Consider the following 1,442-nt stretch of genomic DNA (forward strand, 5'->3'; position numbering starts at 1 on the left):
TTTCATGAGCGCATGTGGCAGATCGCGGGTCTCCCCGCTCATCCCTTGCTGGTGCACGCCGTGGTCGTGCTCGTCCCGCTGGCGGCGCTGATGGTCGTCCTCGGCAGCGTCTGGCCGGCGGCGCGTCGCCGTCTCGGCATCCTCACCCCGATCGTCGCCCTCGTGGCGCTGATCTTCGTGCCGCTCGCGAAAGAGGCCGGTGAAGCCCTGGAGCGGCAGGTGCCGGAGTCGGCGGTGCTCGAGCGGCACACCGAGCTCGGCGACCAGCTGCTGCCGTGGGCGATCGGCCTGTTCGTCGTCGCCGCGGGCCAGTGGGTCTGGTTCCGCGTGCGCGATCGTCGGGCGCCTCGTTCGGCCGAGCGGCCTACCACCCCCGGCCGCTCGCGCGTGCTGACGCTCATCATCGCCGTCGTCGCGATCGCGGTTTCGGTGGGCACCACCGTCTCGGTCGTGCAGGTGGGCGACAGCGGCGCGCGTGCGGTGTGGTCCAGCGACACCGGCGTTACCCCGTCGGACGGCGACGACGGCTGAGGCGCGGACCGGCGGGCATTATGCGCGTCGGCACCCTCGCTCGCCACCCCCGTCCGGCGCGCACCACGTGTGCATAGTGTCGACCCTCGAAGGGATGACCGCACGGCATCCCTTCTCGCTGCTCGCCCCCGCGGCGCCTCCTCCCGAAGGACCCGATGAGCCACGCCCCCGATCTTCCGATGCCTCACGCGGGCGACATCCTCGGCGGGCGCTACATCCTGCGCGAGCGCATCGGTGCGGGAGGGATGGGCCGCGTCTTCCGCGCCCGCGACGAGGTGCTCGCTCGAGACGTCGCGATCAAGATCTTCCACCTCGACGGGGGCGATGACCCGGCGCCCATCCGGCGGCTGGCCGAAGCACGCGCGCTGGCCGCTCTCGACCACCCCTCGCTCGTCACGCTCTACGACGCGCGGCTGGGCGCGAGCGATCACGTCTACCTCGTCATGGAGCTCATCGAGGGACCGTCGCTGCGCCGGCGCATCGAGGACGGGCCGATCCCCGTCGCCGAGGTGGCCGGCTTCGTCCGCGATCTGGCCGGGGCGTTGGCGACGGTGCACGAGGCCGGTATCGTCCACCGCGACGTCAAGCCGTCGAACGTCCTGCTGCGTCCCGTCCGCGGGCGCGAGGTGCCCTTCGAGGCGGTTCTCGCCGACTTCGGCGTCGCCCACCTGATCGACGCGACGCGGTTGACGACGCCGGGAACGGTCATCGGCACCGCCGCCTACCTGGCACCCGAGCAGGTGCGCGGCGAGCCGCCCCGCGCCGAATCGGACGTCTACGCCCTGGGCCTGCTGGCGATCGAGGCGCTGACGCGTCTGTCGCCGTTCGGGGCCGGGACCCTGCAGGAGAGCGTGCTCGCCCGCCTCGCCCGCCAGCCCGAGGTGCCCGCCGACCTCGGCTACGAGTGGCGG

Annotated in this window: 2 protein-coding genes; both read left to right on the forward strand. The window is 72.8% G+C overall.

The window, feature by feature from the left end; all coding sequences use genetic code 11:
* The coding region (locus DBR36_RS13340) for a DUF2231 domain-containing protein (protein WP_308810959.1) at positions 1 to 531 on the forward strand (531 nt) is incomplete at its 5' end.
* Between the two features lie 155 nt (positions 532 to 686).
* Positions 687 to 1,442, forward strand: a 756-nt coding sequence (locus DBR36_RS18105; protein ID WP_219927657.1) for a serine/threonine-protein kinase, incomplete at its 3' end; no start/stop codon positions are given.

The organism is Microbacterium sp. HMWF026, assembly GCF_003061325.1.
Lineage (GTDB): Bacteria > Actinomycetota > Actinomycetes > Actinomycetales > Microbacteriaceae > Microbacterium > Microbacterium testaceum_E.